General features: G+C 62.2%; 15 protein-coding genes. 9 read left to right on the top strand and 6 right to left on the bottom strand.

The genetic code is table 11. The features are described from left to right. Positions 1 to 129: 129 nt before the first annotated feature. Positions 130 to 951 carry a sensor histidine kinase gene (locus tag ACYU7Q_RS15205; protein WP_460610293.1) on the top strand — a complete coding sequence of 274 codons (822 nt, stop codon included), beginning with the start codon at positions 130 to 132 and terminating at the stop codon, positions 949 to 951. Next, complete coding sequence (locus tag ACYU7Q_RS15200; protein WP_460610292.1) at positions 948 to 1358, top strand: response regulator; 411 nt, start codon at positions 948 to 950, stop codon at positions 1356 to 1358. The genes ACYU7Q_RS15205 and ACYU7Q_RS15200 overlap by 4 nt, the downstream gene beginning before the upstream one ends. 89 nt (positions 1359 to 1447) lie before the next feature. On the opposite strand, the gene ACYU7Q_RS15195 is transcribed toward ACYU7Q_RS15200, so the two are convergent. Continuing rightward, positions 1448 to 4123, bottom strand: coding sequence for a TonB-dependent receptor (locus tag ACYU7Q_RS15195; protein WP_460610291.1), 2676 nt, complete (start codon positions 4121 to 4123; stop codon positions 1448 to 1450). A 229-nt stretch (positions 4124 to 4352) separates the two neighbouring features. Between ACYU7Q_RS15195 and ACYU7Q_RS15190 the strand changes: the two genes are divergently transcribed. Next, complete coding sequence (locus tag ACYU7Q_RS15190; RefSeq protein ID WP_460610290.1) at positions 4353 to 5804, top strand: hypothetical protein; 1452 nt, start codon at positions 4353 to 4355, stop codon at positions 5802 to 5804. On the opposite strand, the gene ACYU7Q_RS15185 is transcribed toward ACYU7Q_RS15190, so the two are convergent. Further along, positions 5805 to 6161 (bottom strand): MGMT family protein, encoded by a 357-nt coding sequence (locus tag ACYU7Q_RS15185; protein WP_460610289.1) that lies wholly within the window; start codon positions 6159 to 6161, stop codon positions 5805 to 5807. A 199-nt stretch (positions 6162 to 6360) separates the two neighbouring features. Here ACYU7Q_RS15185 and ACYU7Q_RS15180 point away from each other — a divergent pair, with 199 nt between their 5' ends. The 3 genes from ACYU7Q_RS15180 to ACYU7Q_RS15170 all read left to right on the top strand — a co-directional run bounded on the left by ACYU7Q_RS15180 (position 6361) and on the right by ACYU7Q_RS15170 (position 12183). Then, complete coding sequence (locus tag ACYU7Q_RS15180) at positions 6361 to 7572, top strand: efflux RND transporter periplasmic adaptor subunit (protein WP_460610288.1); 1212 nt, start codon at positions 6361 to 6363, stop codon at positions 7570 to 7572. A 62-nt stretch (positions 7573 to 7634) separates the two neighbouring features. After that, positions 7635 to 10742, top strand: a complete 3108-nt coding sequence (locus ACYU7Q_RS15175) for an efflux RND transporter permease subunit (protein WP_460610287.1) — start codon at positions 7635 to 7637, stop codon at positions 10740 to 10742. Between the two features lie 49 nt (positions 10743 to 10791). Beyond that, positions 10792 to 12183 carry a TolC family protein gene (locus ACYU7Q_RS15170; RefSeq protein WP_460610286.1) on the top strand — a complete coding sequence of 464 codons (1392 nt, stop codon included), beginning with the start codon at positions 10792 to 10794 and terminating at the stop codon, positions 12181 to 12183. A 162-nt stretch (positions 12184 to 12345) separates the two neighbouring features. On the opposite strand, the gene ACYU7Q_RS15165 is transcribed toward ACYU7Q_RS15170, so the two are convergent. Then, a complete protein-coding gene (locus tag ACYU7Q_RS15165) occupies positions 12346 to 13239 on the bottom strand; it encodes a T9SS type A sorting domain-containing protein (RefSeq protein ID WP_460610285.1) in 894 nt (297 codons plus the stop codon). 154 nt (positions 13240 to 13393) lie between these two features. Between ACYU7Q_RS15165 and ACYU7Q_RS15160 the strand changes: the two genes are divergently transcribed. The 3 genes from ACYU7Q_RS15160 to eutC are packed head-to-tail and all read left to right on the top strand — an operon-like array spanning position 13394 to position 16069. Continuing rightward, positions 13394 to 14782: an ethanolamine ammonia-lyase subunit EutB gene (locus ACYU7Q_RS15160; protein ID WP_460610284.1), complete on the top strand. Its 1389-nt coding sequence runs from the start codon at positions 13394 to 13396 to the stop codon at positions 14780 to 14782. A gap of 37 nt (positions 14783 to 14819) precedes the next feature. Further along, on the top strand, positions 14820 to 15299 hold the full coding sequence (locus ACYU7Q_RS15155; RefSeq protein WP_460610283.1) for a cupin domain-containing protein: 480 nt from the start codon (positions 14820 to 14822) through the stop codon (positions 15297 to 15299). Between the two features lie 23 nt (positions 15300 to 15322). Next, a complete protein-coding gene (gene eutC, locus ACYU7Q_RS15150) occupies positions 15323 to 16069 on the top strand; it encodes an ethanolamine ammonia-lyase subunit EutC (protein WP_460610282.1) in 747 nt (248 codons plus the stop codon). An 89-nt stretch (positions 16070 to 16158) separates the two neighbouring features. On the opposite strand, the gene ACYU7Q_RS15145 is transcribed toward eutC, so the two are convergent. From ACYU7Q_RS15145 to ACYU7Q_RS15135, 3 genes are all read right to left on the bottom strand, one after another. Then, the gene (locus tag ACYU7Q_RS15145) at positions 16159 to 21399 is read right to left on the bottom strand and encodes a beta strand repeat-containing protein (protein ID WP_460610281.1); all 5241 of its coding nucleotides are present in this window, start codon (positions 21397 to 21399) and stop codon (positions 16159 to 16161) included. Positions 21400 to 21542: 143 nt separating this feature from the next. Beyond that, the gene (locus ACYU7Q_RS15140; protein WP_460610280.1) at positions 21543 to 22805 is read right to left on the bottom strand and encodes a zinc dependent phospholipase C family protein; all 1263 of its coding nucleotides are present in this window, start codon (positions 22803 to 22805) and stop codon (positions 21543 to 21545) included. A gap of 78 nt (positions 22806 to 22883) precedes the next feature. Next, positions 22884 to 23972 carry a glycoside hydrolase 5 family protein gene (locus tag ACYU7Q_RS15135; protein ID WP_460610279.1) on the bottom strand — a complete coding sequence of 363 codons (1089 nt, stop codon included), beginning with the start codon at positions 23970 to 23972 and terminating at the stop codon, positions 22884 to 22886. Positions 23973 to 24056: the final 84 nt, after the last annotated feature.

Below are 24056 nucleotides of genomic sequence, written 5' to 3'. Positions count from 1 at the left end.
TTCTTTGTTTCTGACCACTGCCGTAACCTGAACTGTCTGACCTACGCTACACTCCTCGCAGTCTTGGATATCTGACCAGGAATATCTTTCGCTTTTCCTTTGCGCATCCTCTCTGCCGGGTGCCTTCACGTGACAAATTTTTTACCGTTGTTACTCCTCACTCCTACATTGCTCCTGCTGGTGCTTGGGCTGGTGTGGTTTGTGGTACGGTACCAACGGGGGCAGTTGCGGCAGCAACAGGAGCTGGCCCAGGTGCAGGAGGCCGCGCAGCAGCAGGCGCTGGCCGCCGCGCTGGTAGCCCAGGAAGATGAACGACAACGCATTGCCGCCGAGCTGCACGATGGCGTGGGCACCATTCTGGCCCTGGCCAAGCTGCACCTGTACGCGCCCGGTAGCCAGCCCTCGCCCGAGGCCAGCGCACTCATTGACCAAGCCGTGGCCGAGGTACGCCGCATTTCGCGCAACCTGCAGCCGGCCACGCTGCAGCAGCTGGGCCTGGCCCAGGCGCTGCGGGCGCTGGTGCAGGCCGTGCCCACCGACAATGGCCCTGACGTGCGCCTGGAGCAGCAAGGCCCACTGGGCCGACTCATCCCCCCGCACGAGCTAATGGTGTACCGCATTGCCCAGGAGCTCCTTACCAACGGCTTGGTACACGCCGAGGCGCTGCACATTGTGCTGCACGTGGCCACGGTGCCGGGTCTGCTCACCCTCACGTATTCAGACGATGGCCAGGGCTTCGACCTCGCCGCCCTGGAAGAACTGCCCCCCCCCGGCCCGCACGGCCAGCCCGTGGGCATGGGCCTCATCAACCTGCGCAGCCGCGTGGCGGTGCTGGGCGGCCAGTTGCATTATCATTCTGAGCCCGGCGTGGGTACCCGCGTCGAGGCCGTACTGCCCGTCACGCTATTGCCGGCGGGCACGCCAAATCCCTCCTTTTCCCTTAACTCATGACCGCCATCTCCGCTTCCGCCGCCGGGACCGTTCCCGTACGCCTGGCCATTGTCGACGACCACATTCTCTTTCGCAAAGGCTTGCGGGCGTTGCTTAGCGGCTACGCGGGCATTGAAGTGGTCTGCGAGGCCGGCAATGGCCAGGAGTTACTTGAACTCCTCGACCAGGGCAGCAATCCCAACGTGATTCTCATGGACATGCAAATGCCCATTCTCGACGGTCTGCAAACCACCCGCCTGCTGCGCACCCAGTTCCCCGCAGTGCGCGTGGTCATCATCTCCATGCACGACGACCCCTCACTGGTGAGCACCGTGCTGGCCGAGGGCGCGCACAGCTACCTGGTCAAAAACACCTCGCCCGAGGAAATGCGCAGTGCTGTACTGGCCGCAGCGGCGGCTGGTAGGTAAGCCTAACTTATCTATCGTGCACGAAAAAGCGCGCTTCCTGCCAGGCAGGAAGCGCGCTTTTTCGTGTCGCTGAAATGCTTCGCGGTGGATTACAGCGTGGCCGAGAGGCCCACGGTAAAGGTGCGGCCGCGGTTAAAGAATGCCTGCAGCATGTCGAGGCCGGCGGCGTTGGAGTTGGAACGATTTGACACGTCGGTGAAGTAAAACTCATTCAGCACGTTCAGAATGGAGCCTTTCAGGCCGAGGCGCACCCGGTCCTTGAGCACGGGCTTGAAATCGTAGCCCATGTGCAGGTCGAAGTTGCGGGAGGTAGGCAAGCGGTAAGAGTCGGTGCTGGAAGCAGCGTTGAGAATCGATTCAGGATTGAAATCGGCGTAGTACTTGGTAAACAGCAGAAAGGATGGCCGGATGTAGGCCCCGCGGACCGGCTCGTAGCGCAGGCCAATCTGGAACTGGTTCTGGGCGGCATCGCCTACGTGCACGCCATCAAGGTACACCGGCTGGTCGACGATGGCATTGGCAGGCGTGCCATCTTCTTTGGTTTGGTTGAGCAGGCCTTTACCCGTCCAGCGCCAGTCGCCCAGTGAGATGGCCGCGTTCAGCTGAAGCCGGCGGCTGATTTCCTGGGCCACGCTCATTTCGATGCCCGCATGGCGGGCATTCACGTTGCGCACGTTGCTGTAGATAGCTTCGCCGGTAGTCGTAGAAACGGAAGTAGTGGTCTTATTGGCCCACAGCGTGTAGTAGGCATTCAGCGTCACTTTCAGGCTGGGGTAGTTAATGCCGTAACCAATTTCGGCACTCGTAATGCCTTCGGGCTTCACGTTATCGTACTTGCGACCCTGGGTAGTATACAACAAGTTAAAGAATGGCACCTTGCTGTTGTAGCCCACGTTCACAAACAAGTTGTCGTGCTCGGTGAGGTTGTAATTTGCCCCACCCTTCACGCTGAAACCGGTGAAGCGTGTCCAGTCGGTGCTAACGGGGCTGCCATCGGCAAGTACTTTTTGGAAATAATCGATGCGTTTGTAAGCCACCTGCGAAACCGTGCCGCTGATAACGGCCGAGAGCAGCGGGGTTTTGTATTCCAGCTGCGTGTAGCCGCCCAGCCAACGGGTGCGGCCGTCGTAATTGTAGCTGATTTTGTCGCCCACCCCCAGCTTGGTGCCGGCCACGGCGTTGGCGTCGTTGATAGGCGAAGCGAAGTTAGCCCCTAACAAGTCACGAATTTCACGGTAATGCATGCCAGTGTAGTCGCGGCCATCTACGCCGGCCGACAGCGTGAACTTATCGTTGAGCAGGTAATCACCCCCCACCACAAAACCATACCAGCGGTGGCTATTCACGGCATTTACTAGGAACTGCGTGGCTTTGCGGGTAGGGTTTGGGTTGGGGTTGCCGGCAGTAGGCAGGCCAATGTTGTCGTCGTAGATTTTCTGGAAATCGGTCTGGCCAGTCTGGCTGTTTTGCGAAATAGTGGACGAGTTGCCACTGGTGAGGCCCGTGGAGCCCCCGCCCCGGCCGTAGGAAGCATAGACCACCGTCGAGATGAACAGCCGGTCGTTTACCTGCCACAAATCGTTGAGGTTAACTTGCGGCTTATGGTAGAAGTTGGTGCGCTCATTGAGCACCTCCTGGCCGTTGCTCACCTTGGTGGTGCCGTTCAGCGTGTAGCGGTCCAGGGTGCCCCAGTAGGGATTATAGGCAAAGCCGCGGTCGCCGGGACGAGGCAGGCGGCTTTCGGGCACCCCGATTTCGCGGGCTTTCTCATACGAAGTCTGCCCCACGGCGACCGCGAAGGCCCGTTGCCCGTGGCTCTGGGGCGAGCCCAGGCCGGTGAGCGACAGGCTATGTTTGCCGGCACGCTTGCTGATGGAGCCAAAGTAGGTCCAGGCATCATCAAACGCCTTATCAACCCAGCCATCGGAGGTACGGCGCGAGCCGTACACGGTGAAAGCCCAATCGCCTTTCAATTGGCCCGAGCTCAGCATGAGCGAATACTTCTGGTAGTTGTTGGAGCCGGTTTCGACGCGGGCCAGCACCGATTTTTTGTCGTCGAAGCCCTTGGTCAGCACGTTGATAGTGCCGCCCACCGAGGGCACGGCAATCTTGGAAGCCGACAGGCCGCGCTGCACTTGCAAGGACTTGGTCACGTCGCCCAAGTCCCAGTTCGACCAGAATACCTGGCCGTTCTCCATATCGTTCACCGGTACGCCGTTAATCATCACGGCCACATTGCGCTGGTCGAAGCCGCGCACGTTGATGCGGGAGTCGCCGGTGCCGCCGCCGCCCTGGGTGGCGTACACGCCGGGCGTTTCGTTGAGAATCATCGGCAAGTCGCGGTTGGAGAGGGTCTCGCGTAGCTTCACCTCGTTCACGGCCGAGAAAGCCACGGGCGTGGAGCGCTCCTGAGCTTGGCTGGCCACCACCTGCACTTCGTCGAGGCTGGCGTTGTCGGCATTCAGACTGAACGAGGCCACCACGCTTTGCGTCGTAATTTTGACCGTTTGGGTGGCCATTTTGTAGCCAATGAAGCTGGCCTGCACCGTGTACGTACCGGCAGGCAGGCTACTCACCTTGTAGCTGCCGTCGGCGTCGGCCCCAGCACCGGTGGTTTTGCCGTTGCCGGTTACCTGTACGGTAGCGCCGGGCAGGGTTTCGCCGCTCACCTTATCAAGCACGCGCCCGCGAATGGAGAACGTGGTTTGGGCCAACGCGGGCAGGGTAAACAGAATGACTAAAAAAGCAGTAACGAAGTGCTTCATACCTATTTAAATACTCCCCGGCACATTCCGGGACAACAAATATACTGATTAGCCGGGGCCGGCAGTAGTGTGCTGCCTGTAAAGGTTTGATGAAGAAAAAAAAGCCTCCTCCTTAGCCGAACCTAACAAGGGCCAAGCACGCTGGCAAGCCCATCGATTCAGATTAGTCGCCCCATGCCCTAGGTTTGTATGCTACTGCCCCAACCTTCCGCAGTATTATTCTTCCCGCATGTCCTTTCCATTTCCATTCTTTGGCCAGACCGTCCGGTCGCGCCAAGGGTTGTGCCTGCTGCTAGTTGCCCTTTGCAGTCGGCCGGCGCTGGCTCAGGTTTATTATCTCGACATCAGCAAGCAAACGCTGGCCCTGCCTGAGCGGAGCATTAGCGTAGAGCAGGTGGTGGATGGGCGAGCCGGCGTCCCGGCGCTGGGCCTGATATATACCGGGCTTTATGACAAGCAGGTACCCGCACTTTTTCACACCGGGCTCGAACAAGAGCTGACCACCTGGCTCCAGCGCGAATTACCCAAACGCCCCACCGACCACCCCTTGGTGCTGTGCATACGGCAGTTGCTGGCGAACGAGGAAGTGAAGGGCCTGATGCGCAGCTCCAGTTCCAGCGCCGCGCTGGCGGCGGACGTTTATATCCATTTGCCCGATGGCTACCATTTCGTGCAAAGCGTGACGGGCAAAACCAGCAGCCACGGCATTACCATCAACACGGACCACTCCCGAAACCTGGCGCAAGTAATGCAAGCGGGTTTGCTGGAGTTGGCTGCCGCCGACTGGGCGCTGGCCGCCAAGCGCCAGGCCCGCGCCCTGGGCCAGCTAAAAGCCGACAAGCCGACGGGCAAAGCCACGCCTACTATTCTGCGGGCCGCGCTGCCCCGCAAAGGCGTCTACCATTCCTTCCAGCAGTTTATGGCAAATCAGCCCGACACCAGTTCGGCGGTGCGGGTCGATACGCTGGCGGCCAGCTCGGTTTCCAGTTTATTCGACCCTAATACCACCCCCAACAGCGTAGCAGAATGGAAAGGCACCTTCCTGCTGCGAGCCAAGGTGTATGATGCCAGCGGCGACCGAGTACCGCCTCGCGACGTTTGGGGATTCTCAGATGGCCGGCAGGCCTACATCTCCCAGCTCAATAATTTCCGGATGCTGACGCGCCAAAACGGCTACTTCACCTTTGTGGGCGCGGCCCCTGTTGATGCCGCCGCCGAAGGCCGGCGGGCGCAACACACGGCCATGGGCGGCGCCGTAGCCGGCGCGTATGCCGGCCAGGTAGGCAATACCGGCATGCCGGTGGCATATGCTTTGAACTGCAGCAGTGGCAGCGTTTCGCAATATCCATTCCCGGGTCAGCCACAACGGCCCGACACGGCTTTCCTTTATGTGTACCGGCCTCCAGGCGGACCAGCCACGCCCCGGCGCATCTTGCTTAATGACCATGAAGTGGGGCAGTTGCGCCCTGGCGAATTCCTGGAGCTTAGCTGGCCGCATACCGGGCGGGTATTGCGGCTCAGCGTAGACCTGTCCAGCGGGCCGGCCCTACTGGCCATACCCAGCAGCGTCACGGCCAACTACGTGACGCTGGTGTCCGGTGCAGCACGCACTCCTTGGCAGTGGATGCCCGCCAAACAGGGCGAGGCCGAAGTTGACGAACTGGAAAAGCAGCGGCGTTAGCTACGCCAGCTCCACGGCCGGGTCCCAGAACAGCTTATCGAAATCCACCACCCGGTCTTCCACCACGCGCACGCCTTCGGCTTCCAGGGCTTCCTGCATGGCGGTAGGCGTGGCGTAGTGCAGGCGGCCGGTGAGATGGCCCAAGCGGTTGAGCACGCGGTGGGCGGGCACGTACTGGTCGGCGGTGTGAGCGGCCATCATGGCGTAGCCCACGGTGCGAGCGCCGTGGCGCGCCCCGAGGTAGTGCGCGATGGTGCCGTAGGTGCTCACGCGGCCGGTCGGTATGAGGCGCACCACTTCGTGCACATCCTGGAAAAAATTGCGCGGCTCGGGCGCGGCGGGGGCGGTTGGCTTCATCGGGACGAAGATAGTTTCGGTCAGGGTGATGCTGGCCTACGTCTATTTCCGGGCCGGGCAAGCAACCTTTTGGCCGAAATTTGCACTATGTCCTTTCGGGACGGCCGGAGCCGGGGCGTTGTGCCCCCGCGCAATCGGCTGCCGAGAAGTCGTCGGCCCTTCCCGAACATCCGACGCTCGCCGCACGTTCTTGCTTACTATGTCATTGGAAACCAACACCGCTGCCCCGCCCAAAACCTGGGACACTACCACCACGACACCCACGCCGCCTCCGGCCCCTGAACCCGCGCCCCGCCCGACCTCTTCGGGCAAGCGCGGCTGGCTGGGCTGGCTAATAGCCGCCCTCATCATCGGCGGCATGGCCTGGGCCAAAATGAAGTATTTCCCCAGCCCCACGGCGGGCGAAAAGGGCGGCAAAGGCGGCGCGGCCGGAGCCAAAGGTGGCAAAGGCGGCGGCCCCGGCAGCGGCCCCGGGGCCAAAGTCCCGGTGCAGGTGTACGTGGTAGCCGCCACGCGCCTCTCCGACCAGGTGGCCGCCACCGGCTCCATCATCGCCGATGAGTCGGTGACCATCCAGAGCGAGATTTCGGGCAAGATTACCAGCCTTAACATTCAGGAAGGCAAGCCGGTACGCAAGGGCCAGCTGCTGTTCACCATCAACGCGGCCGATGTGCAGGCCCAGCTGCAAAAGCAGGAATACAACATCAAGCTTTACCAAGACCAAGAAAAGCGCCAGCGCACCCTGCTGGCCAAGGAGTACATCAGCCGGCAGGAATATGAGCAGTCCCAAAATGCCCTGCTCACGGCCCAGGCCGACCTGGCGGCCCTGCGCGTGACGCTGTCGAAAGCCTACGTGCGGGCCCCGTTCGACGGGATTCTGGGGCTGCGCAATACCTCGGTGGGCGCGTATGTGTCGCCGGGCACGGCCATCACCACGCTCTCGCGGGTGCAGCCGGTGAAGGTTGACTTCAACGTGCCGAGCCGCTTCGCGCAATCGGTGCGCGTCGGCGACCCGGTGCTGGTGACCGACGAGGCCACGACCCAAAAAATTGAAGCCAAAGTCTACGCCATCAACCCGCAAATTGACCCGGTATCGCGCACGCTGCCGGTGCGGGCCATCTACGCCAACAAAAACATGGAGCTGCGCCCCGGCGGCTTTGTGAAAGTGAACCTGGAGTTGGGCGAAACCGCTGAGGCCCTGCAAATTCCCACCGAAGCCGTGGTGCCGGTGGCCAGCGGCTACACCGTGTTCACGGTGAAGAACGGCAAGGCCGCCGTACAGCCCGTGAACATCGGGGTGCGTTCGGACAAGGTTATTCAGATTACCAAGGGCCTGGCCGTGGGCGATACGATTATTCGCACCGGCATTTTGTCGGTGAAAGCCGGGGACCGGGTTTCTATTCAGAAGTAGTTCTGCGGCAGACGCGTAGAGACGCATTCTTGCGCCGCTACCTCCGCTCAACCATACACATTATGAGTCTTTCTTCCGTCAGCATCAACCGGCCGGTGCTTGCCATCGTGATGAGCCTGCTCATCGTGATTTTCGGCGCCATCGGCTTCCGTTCGCTCGCCATCCGCGAGTACCCGAGCGTCGACCCGCCCATCATCACGGTGCAGACCAGCTACACCGGCGCCTCGGCCGATGTTATTCAAAGCCAGATAACTGAGCCCCTGGAAGAAGGCATTAACGGCATCGCGGGCATCCGGAACCTGTCGAGCACCAGCCGCGACGGGGCCAGCACCATCACCGTCGAGTTCGACCTCGATGTGGACCTGGAGGCCGCCGCCAACGACGTGCGCGACAAAGTATCGAGCGCGCAGGGCCGCCTCCCGCGCGACGTGGACCCGCCCACCGTGAGCAAGGCCAACGCCGACTCCTCGCCCATCATCCTCAGCTACCTGAGCAGCTCCTCGCGCACCCTGCTGGAGCTAACGGACTACGCCAACAACGTGCTCAAAGAGCGCCTCCAGACCATTCCCGGCGTGAGCGAAATCCGCGTCTGGGGCGAGCGCAAGTACTCCATGCGCCTCTGGCTCGACCCCGTGAAAATGGCCGCCCTTGGCATTTCGCCCGTGGACGTGCAGCAGGCCCTGGCCCGCGAAAACGTGGAGCTGCCCAGCGGCGCCGTGCAGGGCCAGAGCACCCAGCTTTCGCTCCGCACCATGGGCCGCCTGGCCTCGGTAGAAGACTTCAACAACCTGATTATCCGCAACGACCCCACCTCGCTGGTGCGCCTGACGGACGTGGGCTACGCTGAGCTGTACCCCGAAAACGACCAGACCATCCTGCGCCGCAACGGCATTCCGATGGTGGCCGTGATGGCCATTCCGCAACCCGGCGTGAACCAGATTGCCATCACCGACGAGTTCAACAAGCGGATGAAGCAATACCAGAACGACCTGCCCAAGGACTTGAAGGTGAGCACTGGTTTTGATAACTCCGTGTTTATCCGGGCTTCAATTGCGGAGGTGGAGGACACGATTATTGAGGCCTTTGTGCTGGTGGTGGTCGTGATTTTCCTGTTCCTGCGCGACTGGCGCTCCACCATCATTCCGGTGGTGGCCATTCCAGTGTCGCTGATTGGCATTTTCTTCGTGATGGACGTAATGGGCTTCACCATCAACGTGCTGACGCTGCTGGCCATTGTACTGGCCATCAGCCTTGTAGTCGATGACGCCATTGTGGTGCTGGAAAATATTTACAGTCGGATTGAGGAAGGAGAAAGCCCGCTCGAAGCGGCCAAGAACGGCTCGGAGGAAATTCTGATGGCCGTTATTTCCACCACCATCGTGCTGGCGGCGGTGTTCCTGCCAGTGGTGTTTTTGTCGGGCATCACGGGCAAGCTGTTCCGCGAATTTGGCATCGTACTGGCCGGTTCGGTCTTGATTTCGGCCTTCGTGTCGCTTACGCTCACCCCGATGATGTGCTCGAAGCTGCTGAAGCGCGAAGGCGGCCACAACTGGCTGTACCGCAAGACTGAACCCTTCTTCCAGAGCCTCACCAACGGCTACCGCAACGCCCTCATCACTTTTCTCGACCGGCGCTGGCTCGCCTGGGGCCTGGTTGCCCTGACAGGCGTGGGCATCTGGTTTTTCATGAAAACCCTGCCCACCGAGCTGGCTCCGGTGGAAGACCGCAACCGTCTCAGCATCAACGCCACGGCTCCGGAAGGTGCATCCTTCGAATACATGGACGGCTACATGGGCGAGCTGACCAAAGTGCTACAGGACAGCTCGCGGGAGGACGCCGACAACATCCTGACCGTGACTTCGCCCGGCGGTGGCAGCAGCGGCGGCGCGGCCAACTCAGCCATCGCCCGCGTGCTGCTGAAAGACCCCACGGACCGGCCGCACTCGCAGCAGCAGTTGGCCGATATCCTCACCGCGACAGTGAAAAAATACACCGGGGCCCGCGTTTCGGTTTCTCAGGATCAGAGCATTAGCTCCGGCGGCGGGGGCGGCAAGGGCGGCGGCCTGCCGGTGCAGTTCGTGGTGCAAACCCAGGATTTCGAGAAACTGACGGCCGCCGTGCCCAAGTTTCTGGAAGCCGCGCTAGCCGACAAAACCTTCAGCTTCGTGGACGTGAACCTGAAGTTCAACAAGCCCGAGCTGCGCGTGGTGATTGACCGCGAAAAGGCCCAGAGCCTGGGCGTGAGCGTGCAGGACATCAGCCAGACCCTGCAGGCCGGCCTCAGCGGGCAGCGCTACGGCTACTTCATCCGTAACGGAAAGCAGTACCAGATTATCGGCCAGGTGGCCCGCGAAGACCGCAACCAGCCGCTCGACGTGCGCACCCTGAACGTGAAAAACCGCAGCGGCAAGCTCGTGCAGCTCGACAACGTCATTCGCCTCGAAGAAAAGAGCACGCCGCCCCAGCTCTACCGCTTCAACCGCTACAACGCGGCCACGTTCTCGGCCTCGCTGGCCAAGGGCAAAACCCTGGGCGAGGGCATTGCCGCCATGCAGGCCATCGCCGATAAAAACCTGGACGACAGCTTCTCCACCTCGCTCTCGGGCCAGTCGCGCGACTTTGCCGAAAGCTCGTCATCGGTGCTGTTCGCCTTCGGGCTGGCGCTGGTGCTGATTTACCTGATTCTGGCCGCGCAGTTTGAGAGCTTCCGCGACCCCGGTATCATCATGGTAACGGTGCCGCTGGCCTTGTCGGGCGCGCTATTCAGCCTCTGGTACTTCAATCAGACCATGAATTTGTTCTCGCAAATCGGCATCATCATGCTGGTAGGTCTGGTGACGAAAAACGGTATTCTCATCGTGGAATTTGCCAACCAGAGCGTGGAGAAAGGCGCTGATTACATGACTGGTCTGATTGAAGGCTCGGCCGCCCGTTTCCGGCCCATTCTGATGACCAGCCTGTGCGCCGTGCTTGGCATTTTGCCCATTGCCATGGCGCAGGGCGCGGGCGCGCTGGGCCGCCGGGCCATGGGCATTGGCGTGGTGGGTGGGCTGCTGTTTGCCACGGGCCTCACGCTGTTTGTGGTGCCGGTGATGTACTCGTATTTCGCTACAGCTAAGAAACATAAGCCGAAAGTATCGGCGGCGGAACCGGAAGCGGTAGTGGCTTAATAAACGGTGCTGGCGCGTCGCAGATGCACGCCAGCTTTGTTATCCTTTCATGAAATTATCTTCGTTTCTTTTCCTTTCCCTCCTCCCCTTCGCCGCTTTGGCCCAGCAGGTGCCCAAGGCGCGTCCTAACCAGCTGGCACGGCCGGCCTCGGTGGCTACGGCCCCGGCGCTGTCGCTTCAGGAGGCCATTGCCGAGGCGTTGCAACACAACTACGGCATCCTGCTCTCGCGGCAGGATGTGCAGATTGCGGAGAACAACGTGACCCGGGGCAATGCCGGCCAGTTGCCCAACATCAACGCCAACCTGACCCGGACCTTCAACAACAACAACATCACCTCGACGGTGGGCGATAACGCGCCCCGCGTTATCAACGGCGGCACCTCGAATTTGCTCAACTCGAACGTGACGCTGGGCTGGACGATTTTCGACGGCTTTGGGATGTTCATTGCCTACGACCGGCTGAAAACCCTGCGCCAGCAGCAGCAGCAAATCACCCGCGCCACGGTGGAAGAAACCGTGGAAAACGTGACCAATGCCTACTACGACGTGGTGCGCCAGGCCGGCAAAATCACTTCGCTGGAAGAAGCCCTGAAAATTGGTCAGGCCCGCATCGACCTCACCCAGGCGCAGGTGGACGTGGGCGTGCGCGCCAAAGTGGAAGTCCTGACCGCGCGCGTGGACTATAACGCCGACCGCAGCCTGTTTCTGCAGCAGCAGCAGGCGCTGGCAGCGGCCAAAATCACCCTCAACAACCTGCTGGGCCGCACGCCGCGCCAGGATTTCGAGCCCAGCGACAGCCTCACCGTGACCCGCGACCTGCGCGAAGACGTGATTACGGCCGGCATCAAGGCCAACAACCCGCGCCTGGCCCAGGCCCGCCTGGGCGTGGACGTGGCCGCCTACGACCGCAAGCTGGTAACCGCCTCGCGTTTCCCGCAAATCGGGCTGGTGACGGGCTACGGCATCAACCGCAACATCAACAACGCGCAGTTCATCACGCTGCCCACCGGCCCGGTGCTCAGCACGAGCATCAACAACACGGTGGGTCTGAACTACGGCATCACCGCGTCGGTGCCGATTTTCAACGGCTTCAATATTCGCCGGCAGGAGCAAAACGCCCGCGTGGCGGAAGAGCAAAGCAAGCTCAGCCTGGCCCAGACTGATTTGCAACTTGATGCCGACGCGGCCACCGCTTTCGCGCAGTACCAGAACTTTCTCCAGCTGCTCGACCTCGAAGAAACCAACATCCAGCTGGCCCGCCAGAACGTGGATATTGCCCTGGAGCGCTACCGCCTGGGCCTGCTCACGCCCCTGGCCCTGCGCGAGGCCCAGCGCAACGAGTTGGCCGCCGAAACCCGCCTGCTGGATATCCGCTACTCGGCCAAGCAGGCCGAAATTGCGCTGCGGCGGCTGAGCGGCGGGCTGGTGCAGGCGCAGTAACTGTCACTGCGAGCGGAACGCGGCAATCCGTCCTATCACAACCAGACACCCTTTTTACCAGAAAGCCCCAATACTTCACGGTATTGGGGCTTTTCACATCTCAAGGCTTATCACTTTGCACAAGACGGATTGCTTCGGCTGCGCCTCGCAATGACAGGCGTCCTATTCCTTCACAAAGCGCTTGGTTTGGGTGCCGCCTTTGGTGGTGATTTTGTAGAAATACGTGCCGGCCGGCACGTCGTGCAAATCGAGTTGCTGGGTCTGGGGGCCTTTTTCCTGGCTGGCTGCTGATACCAGCGTGCGCAGCTTGTTGCCATCTTTATCGAGTAGGTCGATGGTTACGGGGCCGGCTTTTTTCACCTCGTAGTCGAGCTGGCTGGTGGCTGCGGCAGGGTTGGGGTAGAAGCTGGGGGTGCCTACGCCGGGCTCAGCTTGGTTAGCCGCGGGGGCATTGGGGTCCAGCAGCAGGAACATGGCGGGCTTGAAGAAGCGACGAAGACCGCCGTGCCCGTGCTGCCAGCCCTGGAAAGCGGCCAGTTTCTGCTGTTGCTCGGGCGTGGCATTTTTGGCCACAATGGCCTTAATGTCGGTGGCCCATTTCTCTTTCTGCGGGGCTACTTCCTGGGCGAGCTGGGCGATGGGCGCATCGTATTTCTGGGCCATCTGGGCCACGTTCAGCATGATACCGCGGGCCTGGAAGCGCAGGTCGTGGGCTTGCTTTTGCTGGGCTTCGGTGAGGGTGGGGCGCGTGGCGGAAGCGGCCGTGCCCTCGGGCACCACGCTACGGCGCAGGGCCTGGCCCTGCTCCTTCAGGGCTTTGAGCTGGGTCCGGTAAAGAGCCAGTTGGGTGCGGTCTTCAGTGCTGAGCTGAGGCTCCAGCTTCTGGCGCTGCTGCAGTAGCACGGGCAGGATATTGGCCTGAAAATAGGCGCGGATTTCGCGGCCGATGGGCCGGTCTTCTAGTTGGCGGCGGGCTCGGTGAGCCAAGCTAATAGTGCCGGCCGACAACACAACCAGCAACATTATTATCAATGATTTAGCAGAAACAATTTTCATAGCTCAGAAGATAAAAGGAATGGAACGTTTGCCTGATTCTATTGCATAGACGCGGCAGTGCTAACCAAGTTTAAGCGTCGGGACGAATATTCTGCCGATGCGGCAACATCCGACATTCCCTCTCCTATATTGAGCCCTTATCCGTCGTAAGCCAATGCCCTACCGCCACACCATCGGCCAGCGCGCCTACGTTTTCGATGACCTGAAAACGCTGCTGGCGCGGGCTACTCCCCGGCGCTCCGGCGACGTGCTGGCCGGCGTGGCCGCTGCTACTTACGAAGAACGGGTGGCGGCGCAGTTTGCCCTGGCCGATGTGCCGCTGCGCAATTTTCTCAATGAAGCGCTGGTGCCGTATGAGCAGGACGAAGTCACTCGCCTGATTATCGACACGCACGACGCGGCAGCCTTCGCGCCCATCGCCCATTTCACGGTGGGCCAGCTGCGCGACTGGCTGCTGGCGGAAGCAGCCGATACTGCAACGCTACGTGCCCTGGCCCCCGGCCTCACGCCCGAAATGGTGGCCGCCGTGAGCAAGCTCCTGCGCAACCAGGAGCTGATTGGCGTGGCCCGGCGCTGCGAAGTCGTCACCAAATTCCGCAACACGCTGGGATTGCGCGGGCACCTGGCCACCCGCCTTCAGCCCAACCACCCCACGGACGACGCCCGCGGCATCGCCGCCAGCCTCGTCGATGGCCTGCTCTACGGCAGCGGCGACGCGGTTATCGGCATCAACCCGGCCACCGACAGTCCCAAGGCAGTGAGCCAGCTGCTGCACATGCTCGATGCGGTGCGCGAGCAATACGCCATTCCCACGCAAACCTGCGTGCTGTGCCACGTCACCACCGCGCTCCAGCTCATCGAGCAAAAAGCGCCGGTGGATTTGACGTTCCAGTCCATCGCTGGCACCGAGTCGGCCAACGCCAGCTTTGGCGTTGACCTGAGCTTGCTGCGCGAAGCCCACGAGGCCACGCTGGCTCTGAACCGGGGCACGCTGGGCCTGAACGTGATGTACTTTGAAACCGGCCAGGGCAGCGCCCTTTCGGCCAACGCCCACCACGGCCTCGACCAACAAACCTGCGAAGCCCGGGCCTACGCTGTGGCCCGGCAGTTTCGGCCGCTGCTGGTGAATACTGTGGTCGGCTTCATTGGCCCGGAGTATCTCTACGATGGCAAGCAAATCATCCGGGCGGCGCTGGAAGACCATTTCTGCGGCAAGCTGCTGGGCCTGCCCATGGGCGTGGACGTGTGCTATACCAACCACGCCGAAGCCGACCAGGACGACATGGACAACCTGCTCACGCTGCTGGGCGTGGCGGGCTGCAACTTCATCATGGGCATTCCCGGGGCCGATGACATCATGCTCAACTACCAGTCTTCCTCCTTCCACGATGCGCTGTACCTGCGCCAGGTGCTGGGCCTGCGCCCCGCGCCCGAGTTTGAGGCCTGGCTGCGGCAGCAAGGCATTTTTGGCGAAAGCGGGCAATTGCTACCCGCAGCGCAACACCCGTTGCTGGGCCTGGGCGCCCTGCAAAACCCGGCGTAGCTAGCGCTTTACTTAATGGCTGTTTACTTTCGATGCTATGACAAGAGCCCAGGACCTTATTCAGCAGCTGCACCTGCAGCCCCACCCCGAAGGCGGCTACTACCGCGAAACCTACCGGGCCAGCCACTACACCACGGCCGCGAGCGGCGCGCAGCGCAACGTGAGCACGGCCATCTATTACCTGCTGGAAAACAATGACCGGTCGCATTTCCACCGGATTCAGTCGGATGAATTGTGGTTTTTCCATCAGGGCCAGCCCCTTGAGGTGTTGCTGCTGGAAAACGGACAGCTCACCATCCTCACGCTGGGCCATGATGTGGGGCGGGGCGAATTGCCGCAGGCCATCGTGCCAGCCCATACCTGGTTTGGGGCCCGGGTGAAGTCGGGCACCGGCTTTTCGCTGGTGAGCTGCACGGTGGCCCCCGGCTTCGATTTTGCTGATTTTGAGCTTGCCGACCGCACCCGGCTAACCGCCGAGTTTCCGGACCAGACCACGATTATCGAACAATTCACTTAGCACAATCACTCACCGCTGTGCCGATGAGTCCATCCTCCGACCCCTGGACCGGGCTGCGCGCTTTCACCGCCGCTCGCATTGCGCTCGGCCGCACGGGCACCAGCGTGCCGCTGCAGGAAGCCCTGGCTTTCCGGCTGGCCCACGCCCACGCCCGCGACGCCGTGTATTCGGCCCTGGATACGGAGGCCCTGCTAACCGAGCTGCCGGAGCTGAAGCTGCCCATATACCCGGTGCACAGCCTGGCTGCCAGCCGCGAAGAATACTTGCAGCGCCCCGACCGGGGCCGCGTATTGGACAAAGAATCCAGGGAGCAGCTGGCCGAACTGGCAAACGGGGACTGCGACTTAGCCATTGTGCTGGCCGATGGGCTTTCGGCCACGGCCAGCAACACCCACGCCCTGCCCTTGCTGCACCTGCTGGTGCCCGAGCTACAGCAACTGGGATTTCGCCTAGGGCCGTTGGTGCTGGCCGAGCAGGCGCGCGTGGCCCTCGGCGACGAAATTGGCCAGTTGCTGCGGGCACGCCTCGTGCTGGTGCTCATCGGCGAACGGCCGGGACTGAGCTCGCCCGATAGCCTAGGGGCCTATTTCACCTACGCGCCCCGGCCGGGCCTCACGGACGAGGCCCGCAACTGCGTGTCCAACATCCGGCCGGCGGGGCTGGCGTATCCGGCCGCGGCGGCGCGGCTGCTGCATCTGTTGTCGGAGGCGCGCCGACGGCAGCTTTCGGGCGTGGGGCTAAAGGATGAGTCGGATTTGCTGCTTGAATAATTTAACCGGTGATACCAAGGCGTTGCCTTCAACAAAAAAGGCCGACCCTATTCAGAGTCGGCCTTTTTTCATTATCAGCAAAATAGCTGCTATTCCACCATCACTTTTCGCACCAGCAGGGTGCCGTCCACGGTCAGGCGCAGGGTGTAGACACCGGCCGCCAGGGCGCGCACGTCAAACTCGGCGTCGATGGCCTGGCCGGCGGGGGCGCTCAGTGAGCGGCTCAGCACGGTTTGACCGAGGGTGTTGGTGAGGGTGGCCGCCACCACGGCCTTGCTGCCCAGTACCGGCAGCTGCACCCGGAACGACGCCGAAGCCGGGTTCGGGAATAGCTGCAGTTGGGCCGCCAGCACCTGGGCCGAGGTGGTAGCCAGCACGCCAGCAGGGCGGAACTCCACGGCGAAGCGCCCGATGGCCGAAGTGCTGGCCATAGTGAAGGCGTAGGTAGTGCCCGGCGTCAGTACCATGCGGGTGTTGTTGCTGGCATCAAGCAAAGTCACGGTCCCGGTAAAGTTGGCCACCTCGGCCGCGAGGAAGCTGTAGCTGCCGGCCTGGGGCACGCCCACCGTGAGCGGCACCACCACGGCTGCATTGCCCAGCAGCGGCAGGCCGTTGATGGCCATAGTGCGCGCACCCACCACCGAAGCCAGGTTCAGGCCGGTGGGGTTGGCCAGCTTCACAGCGTCAAATTCGGCATCGAGGCCCGCCGTGGCGCCGGCCTGGAAATACACGTAGGCATCGTCGAGGCCGGTGGTGCCGCGCAGCTGCAATTGCAGTTGGGGACGGGTATCGGCAAGGCCGCGCCCGAAGGCCGGCTGCGCCCCGAAGGTGAGCACGCGGTTGGCGTTGGTGAGGTTTACGGCGCCGGCTGTGCCGGCCGTGGTTACGCGGGTGAAGTAGCCAGAGGCCGCGTCAATCAGCGGCGAAGTACCCATGCCATTGGTGTAGGTGCGGTAGCTGCCGCCGTACTGGCCGCTGCTCTGGAACACGTACATGGCGGCGTCCATGCCGGGGCGCTGGGCAACGGTCACGGTGCTCCAGTCCAGCGGAGCCGGGTACGGATTGCCGAGGAACTGCCAGCCGGCATCCGCATCGGGGCCGCGGCTGAGTATGCCGGAGCTTTGCACGCCGTTGTTGAGCGTGCCCACAAAATCAACGAGGGCTGTATTGGGCGCGTTCACGGTGTAGCCGCGGTTTACCGTCATGGCATCAGAAGCAGCGGGCGAAAACCAGCCTTTATCGAAAGCGCTGGCATTCGACGTCACCGTGGCAATCCGGTCCTGGTCGTAGCCAAATACCGTGGGGAACGGCCGGACGGCACCCGGCGTGGCGCTGGTGTTGTAAGCCGGATTGAAGGTGGGCGTGAAGCCCGCCGTGGCCAGGTCGCTCAGCGTGGTGTTGCTCACGGGGGCCGAATAATGGCGGTAGCCCATGGGGTTCGTGTTGTCGATGTAGCGCTGCACGGTGGCCGTGCCATTCACCACACCACCGGTATTATCTACCACCGCCGTGCCCGCTGCCGACGATAGCAGCGTAAACGGCAGGCCGCCGGTGTTCAGGTTACCGCGCTGCAAGGTTACTTGCTGGGCCACGGCCACGCCCTGGCTCAGCGTGACCCCAGCGGGGTTGTCCACGCCCAGCCCGAAGATTTGAGCGGGCAGGCCCGGACCGGTTACCTGGGCCGTGGTCGGGTTATTATAAGCGTAGCCCGCCGCGGGGCTGAACGTGCGCAGGCCCGTGACCTGCACCGCGCCCACCGCGCCCGTGGTGGCAATGCCAGCAGGGTCGCAGATGCCCAGCAATGCGCCGGCCTGCACCTCAAAGCTGCCCGGTCCGCTGATGGTCTGGCAGTTCTGCGACAGCACGCCACCCGCCTGAATCACCAGCGCGCCGCTGACGACCAGCGGGCCCACCACCAGCGCCCGGCCCGTGCCGGTCACGGTCACGTTGCGGTAGCTGCCCGCGATGGGCTGCGTTGTGCTCACCGTCAGGTCGGTCGGGGTTGGGGACGTGCCCGGGCCGCCCAGGGTGATGACGTAGGGATTGTTGGTCTGGCTGTTGTTCGGAATAGTGAGCGTGCCAGTGTTGGGCCCCGTGGCCGTGGGCGCGAAGGTGAGATTGAAAGTAGCCGTGCCATTTGCAGCCACGCCCGTGGGCTGGGCCCCGCTCAGGGCGAAGGGGCCGGTCAGCACGAAGGTGCCGAGGGTCAGGTTATCGGTGGTGCTGGCGTTGGCGATGCTGAACGTGACCGGGGCCGACGTGCTGCCCACCGTGGTGCTGGCAAAGCCGCTGTAGCTACCGCCATTGGCGATGCCCGTGCCGCCCTGGCTAACGGCAATCTGCGGATTAGCCACGGGCGGCACGCCGGTACCCGTGAGGGTGAGCTGGAAGCTGGCATTGCCATTCGTGGCATCGCTGGTAATGCCGATGGTGCCCGACTGCGGCCCCGTGCCCACCGTGTACGTCACGGTCAGGGTAGTATTACCGCCATTGGCTGCCAGCGTAACCGGCGTGGTAAAGGGCTGGAAGTTGAATACTGACGAATTGGTAGCGCCAATACCGCTGATGGTGAGCGGGTCGGGGCCGGAGTTGGTCAGCGTGAAGGTAGCCGTCTGGGTAGTGCCGGTGGTCTGGTTGCCGAAGTCGTAGCTCGGGCTGCCGTTGTTGGCCACCGGCGTGCCGCCCTGTGTCACGACCAGGGCCGGCGCGGCGGCCGACGTGGTAAAGCCCACCGTGGCCGCGCTGGACGTAGCACCGCCCGCGCAGTTGCTCACGATGCTCACCGTGTAGGCCGTGCCCGGCGTCAGTCCTGTGAAGCTCACGGAAGTAGCCGTACCAGCCAGCGTTTGAGTAGTGGAAACCGGCACGGTGGTCACGGTGTAGCCCATGGCCGAGCCGCTGCCCGTAAAGCTCACCGTAGCGCCCGTGCTGCTGATGCCGCTGGTGGCCAGGGCCGTGGGCGCGTTGCAGGGCACCGCCGGGTTGGCAATCAGCGAGAAGTCGTCTACGGCCAAGCCGTCGTCGCTGCCGCTGATATCCGAATCGACCCAATGAATATAAAACGTGGCTCCCGGCGCAATGCTCAAGCCCGAGATGGTAGCGGCCAGGGCCGCTTGGTTGGTGGTCTGGTTGCCGTCGCGCAGACCAGCGGTGCCGGTGGTGTTGGGTGTGGTAAAATCCAGCGCTGGGAAAGCTGTGTAAGTGGCAGTAGTGAATGTGCCGCCGCCCGTGCTGTAGCCAAAGGCCAGGTTATCGGTACGGCCAGACACGCCGAGTCGCCACAGCTCGCCGGTGTAAGCGATGCGCAGCGACGTGATGGTGGCGCCGGTATTGTTGGTGTAAGCCGCGCCCAGCGTCGACTGCAGGGTGCCGGTAGCCAGCGTACCGAAGGCGCGCTCGGTACTGCCGCTAGTCCCGTAGCTGTAGGTATCGCCGGTGGTGGAGCTGCCGGTGTTGGCCGTATACTGGGCGTCGGCGTTGGTATCAGTCTCCACGAAAGCCCAGCCACCGGGCAGCACGTTGCTGACGCCGCTGCTGGCCAGGGTGTTGAAGTTTTCGGCGTAAGGCGTATTCACCGCCGTGATGCTGGTGGGCACCACGGGCAGGGCCGTGCCGGTCACGGTGAGGGTACGGGTGCCGCTGGTGCCGCCCGGCACAGTCACCGACACGGGGAATGTGGCATTGGCACTCGAGAACGGGGCTGCGATATCCGCCGTCAGGCTGGTGCTGCTCACGAAGGTGGTAGCCACGCTCCCACCGTCGAAATTCACGGTGGCGCCGCTCACAAAATTGGTACCCGTGAATGTGACCGTGGTGGTTTGCCCGGCCGGAATGCTGGTTGGGTTAATGCCAGTGAGCGTGGGCGCGGGCGGGTTCACGGTGAAGATGGCCGGGGCGGTGGTGCCACCGCCCGGTGAGAGGTTGGTCACGGTCACGTTGTAGGAGCCGGCTGTGGCCTGGTCGGTCGCCGTGAGCTGAATGGTGAGTTGCGTGGCCGATACGAACGTGGTGGTACGGGCCGTGCCGTTGAAATTCACCACCGATGTGCTGATGAAATTGGTGCCGTTCACCGTCAGGGTCTGAGCGGCCGCGCCGGCCGTCACCGAGCTGGGCGCCAAGCTGGTAATGGTCGGCACCGGATTGTTGGCGGGTGCATTCACGGTGAAAGTGGCCGGGGCGGTGGTGCCGCCGCCAGGCGCGGGGTTGGTCACGGTCACATCGTAAGCGCCGGCCGTAGCTAGGTCGGCCGTCGTGAGCTGAATGGTGAGCTGGGTGGCCGATACAAAGGTGGTCGTGCGGGCAGTCCCGTTGAAGCTCACCGTCGAAGCATTGATGAAGTTGGTGCCGTTCACCGTCAGGGTCGTACCCGGGTCGCCCGCTGTGGCCGAACTGGGTGAGAGGCTGGTGATGGTGGGCACCGGGTTGTTAGCCGTGGCTGCATTCACGGTGAAGGTGGCCGGGGCGGTGGTGCCACCGCCCGGTGAGGGGTTGGTCACGGTCACGTTGTAGGAGCCGGCTGTGGCCTGGTCGGTCGCCGTGAGCTGAATGGTGAGTTGCGTGGCCGATACGAACGTGGTGGTACGGGCCGTGCCGTTGAAATTCACCACCGATGTGCTGATGAAATTGGTGCCGTTCACCGTCAGGGTCTGAGCGGCCGCGCCGGCCGTCACCGAGCTGGGCGAGATGGTGCCGATGGTGGGCACCGGAGTCGGGCAAAGAGACGCCGGGCTGCTCAAGTTGCGCGGGTTCGGGGCGCCGGTGGCGAAGTCGGTGTTGTTGGCGTTGGTGTCGGTGCAGCCGCCAGCCCCCCGAATTTCGGCGGTGGTGTTGCTTGGCGTGGGCGCAACGGCCCCTTCAAAACAGTTCGCGGTGGAGCCATAGCCAATCAAATCGAGAGCTCCCGTAGGACAAGCGCCCGACAAAGCGACGGTACTGCCTACCAACGCTACTTTGCCCGCCGCAGCACTCATGGCAATGTTGCCGGTCGCATTCGCGGTCACAGGCAGCGAGGCCATTCCCGCCCCGGTTGACTCGTACACCAGGTAGTAGCCGCCAGCCGGAATGCTCACCGCCGTCAGGGGCGTTACAGCCCAGGCAGTGCCGGTTGCCGAAGCGTACTGCACCGAATACCCGCTGAGCGAAACCGGCGCGCTGGAATTGTTGTGCAGCTCGATGTAGTCCGTCGTATAAGTAGCAGAGGCACTGCCTCCGCCGCCATATACCTGGCTGATGACAACCTGCGCCCGCCCGGCCAGCGGCAGCAATACCAATAGCGCCAATAGCCACGCCCAGCGTAGCAGTAGCATTTCCCCCGAGTAGCGTTTCAACATAGCAAAAGGACTAGTGAGTGAATGGATGGGTTAGGTAAGCAGAAGCATTAAAAGCCGATAAAACAGCCTTTAAAAAGAAAGGTATGCAAAAAAGCCAGCCTTACAAGGGCTGGCTTTTTTGCATATTGCTATCTGAAAGAATTCTAGTGCAACGTGCGGAGTTGCTCGAGCGCGGCTTGGGTTTCCTGCTGCTTGCTGCCTTCTTTTTCTTCGGCCGAGACCGTGGCTTTGGGCTGGGTGCCGTAGAAGGCGAGGATGTTTTGGCGGGCCACGGGGGTGAGGTTTTCGAATTTCTTGCCGGCGAGCTTGCGCAGCCATTCGCCGTAGGTCTCGTCGGCCAGGCCGTATTCGCCGACGTGGGTGGGCTTGCCAGTGTCGAAGTCAGCGTTGGACAGAGCTAATGGCGCGGCGGCGGTATCGGCGGGCTGGCGGCTGATGTTGGCGCAATAGCTGGCCATCACCTTACGAAAGCTGGCCCGAAAAATCTGTTCGGCTTCCGGCGTGGGCAGCTTAAAGGCAAAAGGCTTCAGTGGCCCAATCTTGGGCAGTACCCGGATGAAGTACGAAATAATGCGTGCCCCAAATCCCGGCCGTTTATACTCCTTACCATACTCTTTGCGAAAGGCACTAGGGTTGTTGCGCGCCATGTAGTCGCGCCGCCGGGCCCCGGGACTTAGCTTCATGATGTCCTTGCGCTTGTAGTGCCAGGCGGCACGCGCCGCCGTGGGAATGAGCTGGCTAACGGCGAAACGGTAGCTGGCAATGCTCAGGTCCACGTTTATGATTACCTGGCCCAGTTCCAGGCCGTAGGTTTTCAGGAAGGCCCGCTCCAGTGGCGCTTTGCTCACCTTGAAACCGATTTTCTGGTGATAGTCCTGGCTGTGGTATTTGCCGCTGGCCAGCTGCACTACATCAAACGAAAACTCCAACTGTCCGTGCTGCTTGCGGCCTTGCTCGTAGGTCACCACGTCGCCGTATTTCGCTTTTAGGTCGGGGTACACCAGGGGCACGGCGCGGTTGGTGCCTTCGGCGTGGCCGTTGAGGTCGGCCGAGTAGTGGGCCAGCGCGCCCAGGGCAAAGGCGTAGTCGTTGAGGTCGCGCGATTCTTCGATAAGGTTGCGGATAAAGTCACCGGAGCGCACGTAGTGCGTCAGATTCGTAAACAGCACCGAACCGAAGGGATAGTAACCCATGTCCTGAATGATGGCCCCGCCGTAGGCATACGCCTTGGCATCAATCAGTTGCTCGGGCGTGGATGTTGGGTAGCGTTTTAGAATGGCCGGCACCAGGCAGCGCTCCCAGGTCGAGTCGATATTGGCCTGATGCGTGAGTACGGCGTAGCCGGCCGCCGGGCGGCTGGTCAGCGCCAGCAGCAAGACCAGCACAAGTGAATAAAAGCGAAGCATGGGGAAGTGAGCAGTAAGCACAACGTTGGGTGCTTGCAACGGCAAACGGGCCGGGCGCGTTGCCGTCCCCAGCGGCGGCTATTTGCCGTTCAGCTTTTTAATCAGTTCCGCTTCGTCGCGCCGGTACGGCGTGCCATCGCGTCGGAACACTTCGTGAAACCACTCCGCCGGCTCGCTGCCATCGGCCAGGGGCGTGTCCCAGGCGTACTTGGTGTTGGTTTTGCCTTCCACCAAGCCCCAACTAATGGCACCCACATTCTCACGCTTTAGCAGCGGCATAATGGTGGAGAAGCGGCTGTTGCGGGGCCGGGCCATGTACTCGGTGCACACCAGCGGCCGGCCCGTGGTGTGCAGCATTTGAATGACGCGGAGGTGCCAGGCTTCGTCCTCGTAGTCGTGGTAGGTCACGATGTCAGAGTTGCCCACCTGCAGCGCATTGAGGGCCGTAAAGTCCCAGGTCCAGATGCCCGACGTGAGGGGCTGGGCGGGATTTACCTCCCGGGCCCAGGCAAACACGTTGCGCACCAGCGGCAGCGACGCCGTGCGTTTATCGGAGTTGCCGGGCTCATTATACAGGTCCCAAAGCAAAATGCGCGGGTCGGCCCGGAAGGTCGTCAGCACGTCGTGCACGTAAGGCTTCAGCTGGCTGAAGGCGGTTGAGTCGCGCGAGATGGGCTCGCCGGGGTCCTGCACCCAGCCCGAGTTGTGCACCCCGGTGCGGGGCGCGGGCTGGGGACCGGCGTGGGGCACCTTGTTCCAGCAGTCATCAAAAAACACGAAGATGGTCTGAATATGGTGCTTGTCGGCCAGGGCCAGGTAGTCGCCCACTCTTTTCTTGAAGCCGGCGGGGTCTTCCTTCCAGGCCAGGCTGTGCAAAAAGACCCGCATGGTATTGAAGCCAATACCCTCGGCCCACCCCAATTCCCGGTCGATGGTGGTGGGGTCGAAGGTGGCGGCCTGCCACATTTCCAGCTGGTTGATGGCCGTGCTCGGGATAAAATTGGTCCCGCTAATCCAGGCGTGGGCCCGGTACCAGGCCTGGGCACGCGCCACCGGCCACACCTGCCCGGCCACCGCCCCGGCCCGGGCCTTGGAGCGCACAGCAACAGGCTGCGCAAAGCCACTGCTGCTGACCAACAATAAGCACAAGACAAATATTTTTTTCATGGGTGGGATGGGGCTGAATGAAGAAAGTATGTTTCGACAAATGAAAGAAAAACAAGGCCATTGGTGCGATACTCCTCCCCTTGC

Source organism: Hymenobacter terrigena (assembly GCF_054776515.1).
Note: the sequence above shows the minus strand (reverse complement) of the source record. Positions and strands in the feature narration are given on the sequence as shown.

What these genes read in the sequence shown, in the direction of transcription:
- ACYU7Q_RS15135 (WP_460610279.1), bottom strand. Translation starts at nt 23,972, where the DNA reads ATGAAAAAAATATTTGTCTTGTGCTTATTGTTGGTCAGCAGCAGTGGC.
- ACYU7Q_RS15195 (WP_460610291.1), bottom strand. Translation starts at nt 4,123, where the DNA reads ATGAAGCACTTCGTTACTGCTTTTTTAGTCATTCTGTTTACCCTGCCC.
- ACYU7Q_RS15170 (WP_460610286.1), top strand. Translation starts at nt 10,792, where the DNA reads ATGAAATTATCTTCGTTTCTTTTCCTTTCCCTCCTCCCCTTCGCCGCT.
- ACYU7Q_RS15160 (WP_460610284.1), top strand. Translation starts at nt 13,394, where the DNA reads ATGCCCTACCGCCACACCATCGGCCAGCGCGCCTACGTTTTCGATGAC.
- ACYU7Q_RS15180 (WP_460610288.1), top strand. Translation starts at nt 6,361, where the DNA reads ATGTCATTGGAAACCAACACCGCTGCCCCGCCCAAAACCTGGGACACT.
- ACYU7Q_RS15190 (WP_460610290.1), top strand. Translation starts at nt 4,353, where the DNA reads ATGTCCTTTCCATTTCCATTCTTTGGCCAGACCGTCCGGTCGCGCCAA.
- ACYU7Q_RS15185 (WP_460610289.1), bottom strand. Translation starts at nt 6,161, where the DNA reads ATGAAGCCAACCGCCCCCGCCGCGCCCGAGCCGCGCAATTTTTTCCAG.
- ACYU7Q_RS15200 (WP_460610292.1), top strand. Translation starts at nt 948, where the DNA reads ATGACCGCCATCTCCGCTTCCGCCGCCGGGACCGTTCCCGTACGCCTG.
- ACYU7Q_RS15145 (WP_460610281.1), bottom strand. Translation starts at nt 21,399, where the DNA reads ATGTTGAAACGCTACTCGGGGGAAATGCTACTGCTACGCTGGGCGTGG.
- ACYU7Q_RS15175 (WP_460610287.1), top strand. Translation starts at nt 7,635, where the DNA reads ATGAGTCTTTCTTCCGTCAGCATCAACCGGCCGGTGCTTGCCATCGTG.
- ACYU7Q_RS15155 (WP_460610283.1), top strand. Translation starts at nt 14,820, where the DNA reads ATGACAAGAGCCCAGGACCTTATTCAGCAGCTGCACCTGCAGCCCCAC.
- eutC (WP_460610282.1), top strand. Translation starts at nt 15,323, where the DNA reads ATGAGTCCATCCTCCGACCCCTGGACCGGGCTGCGCGCTTTCACCGCC.
- ACYU7Q_RS15140 (WP_460610280.1), bottom strand. Translation starts at nt 22,805, where the DNA reads ATGCTTCGCTTTTATTCACTTGTGCTGGTCTTGCTGCTGGCGCTGACC.
- ACYU7Q_RS15165 (WP_460610285.1), bottom strand. Translation starts at nt 13,239, where the DNA reads ATGAAAATTGTTTCTGCTAAATCATTGATAATAATGTTGCTGGTTGTG.